The sequence below is a fragment of the Caulobacter sp. Root1472 genome (genome assembly GCF_001426985.1).
In the GTDB taxonomy this organism is placed as follows: Bacteria; Pseudomonadota; Alphaproteobacteria; order Caulobacterales; family Caulobacteraceae; genus Caulobacter; species Caulobacter rhizosphaerae.
Genome location: NZ_LMFX01000031.1, coordinates 1 through 3,487 on the forward strand (window position 1 = coordinate 1; position 3,487 = coordinate 3,487).

The window sequence follows — 3,487 nt, forward strand, 5'->3', positions numbered from 1 at the left end:
CCTGGCCATCGCCGAGCAGCGCGACGTCAAGGGCCTCTACAAAAAGGCCCGCGCCGGACAGCTGAAGAACTTCACCGGCATCGACAGCCCCTACGAAGCCCCCGAAGCCGCCGAACTGGTGATCGACACCACCAGGATGGACCCCGTCCAGGCCGCCGAGCGCATCGTCGCCTGGCTGGAAGGCGAGATCGATTACGAGATCTGACGCGGCGAAACCCTCGTCCTTCGACAAGCTCAGGATGAGGATTTCTTCCGCGCCCGCGTTGAATTCGTCCTCGTCCCGAGCTTGGCGAAGGACCAGAACGACCATTCAGCGTGTCCGCCTTAGAAGCGTGATCGCCCCGATCAGCCCCAGGCCGCCCATCGCCGCCATGGCCAGGTAGCCCCGGGTCCCGAAGGCGTCGAACAGCGGGCCCGAGGCCAGGGTGCCGACGCCCAGCATGAAGCCGGCCGACAGGGCCGAGTTGATCGCCTGGGCGGCCGAGGCGCTTTGCGGCGGGGCCAGGCGCTCGATCAGCCGCAACGAGGCCATGAAGCTGGCCGCGAAGGTCAGGGCGTGCAGGGCCTGCAGCGGGAACAGCAGCCACAGCGGCGGGGCGAAGGCGTAGGCGGTCCAGCGCAGCAAGGCCGCGCCGCCGCCGAGCACCAGCAGCTTCTCCGGTCCCATCTTGCGCCGCCACGGCTCGGCGAACCACATGAAGCCGACCTCGACGGCCACGCCGACGCCCCACAGCACGCCGATCATCGGGTCGGGCACGCCCTGCTTGCGCCAGAGCAAGGCCGAGAAGCCGTAGTAGAAGGCGTGCGCGCCCTGAATCAGGCCTGCGGTGATCACGGCCAGCACGAAGGTGCGGTCGCGCAGCAGGCCGCCCAGGCCCTTCCAGCGTTCGGCCCGGCCGAGCTTGGCGACCCCCACCTCGAGGACGCGGTCGGGCGGCAGGACCAGCACCGAGACCAGGGCCACGCCGATCGCCGCCGCGGTGATCCAGGCGGCGATGACGCTGGGCGCCATGACCGCCAGGATCGCGCCCATGGCCAGGTTGGCGACGATGAAGGCGGCCGAGCCCGCGCCGCGCGGCACGCCGTAGTTGAAGCCGTCCAGTCGCGAGCGCCGCAGAGTGATCACGTCGATCAGTGGCGTCAGGGTGGTCAGACAGGTCATGCCGACCAGCCAGCAGGCCAGCAGACCCCAGAAGCCCGAGGCGAACGCCATGGCCAGGTAGCCGGCCGCCGCGCCCAGGGCCAGCAGCGCCAGGGGCGTGCGGCGCAGGGTGAAGCCGTCGGCCCACACCGCCAGTCCTGGTCCGAGGAAGGGCCTGGCCAGCAGGGGCACGGCCAGGACCGCCCCGATCTCGGCCCCGCTCAGGCCGCGTGAGCGGAAATAGGTGGCGATGTACGGCAGGCTGACGCCGGTGCCGAGATAGGAGACGACATAGAACAGGCCCAGGCGGGCCTGGGCGGACAGGAAACGGGGGGAGACCTTCACCAGCGCTCCCTCCCCCGTCTTTCGCCTACTCCGCCCCGCCGAACCGCGCGGTCCAGTCGGCGATCTGCTCGTCCTCGATCTTCTTGAACAGCACCTCGGGCGCGCGGACCGGCAGGCCGACCGTCAGGCTCGACAGTTCGGCGGCGGCGTCCGCGGTCGGCCAGGCTGGCGGCCAGGCCAACTTAAAGGCTTCGCCGATCTTCTCGGCTGCGAACGGGATAAACGGGGCGGAGATCCGGGCGTACAGGGCCGCCAGGTTCAGGGCGGTGCGGACGATCACGGCGGCGCGGTCGCGGTCGGTCTTGATCGCCGTCCACGGGGCGGCTTCCTGCAGGTATTCGTTGCCGACCACCCACAGCGCCCGCAGGGCCTGGGCGCTCTTGCGCACCTCGATGGCGTCCATCTGCTCGGCGAGATCGGCCAGGCGGGCCGAGACGTCGGCGTAGAGCTTCTCCTCCAGCGGACCGGGCGCCCCGCCCTCGGGGATCACCCCGTCGAACTTGCCTTCGGTGAACTTCAGGATGCGGTTGACGAAATTGCCCAGCACGTCGGCCAGGTCGCGGTTCACGGCGCTGGCGAACTGCTCCCAGGTGAAGGCGGTGTCGCTGCTCTCCGGCGAATTGGAGGTCAGGTACCAGCGCCACAGGTCCGGCGGCAGGATCTCCAGGGCCGCGTCCATGAACACGCCGCGCCGGTTCGAGGTCGAGAACTTGCCGCCGTACCAGTTGAGCCAGTTGAACGCCTTGAGCATGTCGACGCTCTTCCACGGCTCTTCCGAGCCGAGGATGGTGGCCGGGAAGCTGACGGTGTGGAAGGCGACGTTGTCCTTGCCCATGAACTGGATGTAGCGGACGTCGTCCGCGCCCTCGTCGGTGCGCCACCACGACTTCCAGTCGCGGCCGGGCCCGGCCTCGGCCCATTCCTGGGTGGCGGCGATATATTCGATCGGCGCGTCGAACCAGACGTAGAAGACCTTGTCCTCGAAGCCCGGGCGCGGGAACTCGCCCTTGGTCACCGGGATGCCCCAGCTGAGGTCGCGGGTGATGCCGCGGTCGATCAGGCCCTCGTCCAGGTGCTTGTAGGCGATCGACTTGGCCAGCAGCTGCCAGTCGGGGTGGCCGTCGATCCACGCGCGGATGCGGTCGGCCATCCTGGTCTGCAGCAGGTAGAGATGGCGGGTGTCGCGCACCTCCAGGTTCCGCGAGCCGGAGATCACCGAATAGGGATCCTTCAGCTCGGTGGGGTCCAGCAGGTTGCCGCAGTTGTCGCACTGGTCGCCGCGCGCTTTGTCGAAGCCGCAGTGCGGGCAGGTGCCCTCGATGTAGCGGTCGGGCAGGAAGCGCTTGTCGTCGATGGAATAGACCATCTGGTCGACGCGTTCCTCGATCAGGCCGCGCTCTTCCAGCACCTCACAGAAGTGCTGGGTCAGGCGATGGTTCTGCGGCGAGGACGAGCGGCCGAAATGGTCCCATGACAGGCCGAAGGCGCGGCCGACGTCGTGCTGCAGCACGTGCTGCTCGGCGCAGTAGGCAGCCACGTCCTGGCCGGCGGCGGCGGCGGCCAGCTCGGCCGGGGTGCCGTGCTCGTCGGTGGCGCAGATGTAGAGGGTGTCATGGCCCCGGGCGCGCTGGAAGCGGGCATAGACGTCGGCCGGCAGCATCGATCCCGCCAGGTTGCCCAGGTGCTTGATGCCGTTGATGTACGGCAGGGCGGAGGTGATCAGGATGCGGGCCATGGGTCTTCCGGGGGAGTCGAGGAGCGGTTGGATATAGAAGGCCCGGGGCGGAAACGAAAGCGTGGTGCGGCGAACACTTGCCCCCTACGGACCGCTTCGCGGTCGTCTTCCCCCAGAGAGGGAAGAGCGCTCCGGTGCGAAGGCTCCGCCCCCTCTGGGGGCGGACAAACCGCGAAGCGGTCAGGTGGGGGCAAGTGTTGGCCGCCTCACGCGATCTCTCGCTGAAGGTATGGAAAGGGACGCGGAGCGCCGGACATCGTCCGGAG

Annotated in this window: 3 protein-coding genes; 1 reads left to right on the forward strand and 2 read right to left on the reverse strand. The window is 68.9% G+C overall.

Annotated features, from left to right (window positions below; genetic code table 11):
• Positions 1-205: adenylyl-sulfate kinase (locus ASD47_RS18505; RefSeq protein ID WP_156402316.1), on the forward strand; the 205-nt coding region annotated here is incomplete at its 5' end.
• Between the two features lie 105 nt (positions 206-310).
• Here the strand turns inward: ASD47_RS18505 and ASD47_RS18510 are convergent.
• Entirely contained in the window at positions 311-1,486 is a 1,176-nt protein-coding gene (locus ASD47_RS18510) for an MFS transporter (protein ID WP_230983981.1), read from the reverse strand.
• A 25-nt stretch (positions 1,487-1,511) separates the two neighbouring features.
• The gene (gene metG, locus ASD47_RS18515) at positions 1,512-3,221 is read right to left on the reverse strand and encodes a methionine--tRNA ligase (RefSeq protein ID WP_056759709.1); all 1,710 of its coding nucleotides are present in this window, start codon (positions 3,219-3,221) and stop codon (positions 1,512-1,514) included.
• Positions 3,222-3,487 lie beyond the last annotated feature (266 nt).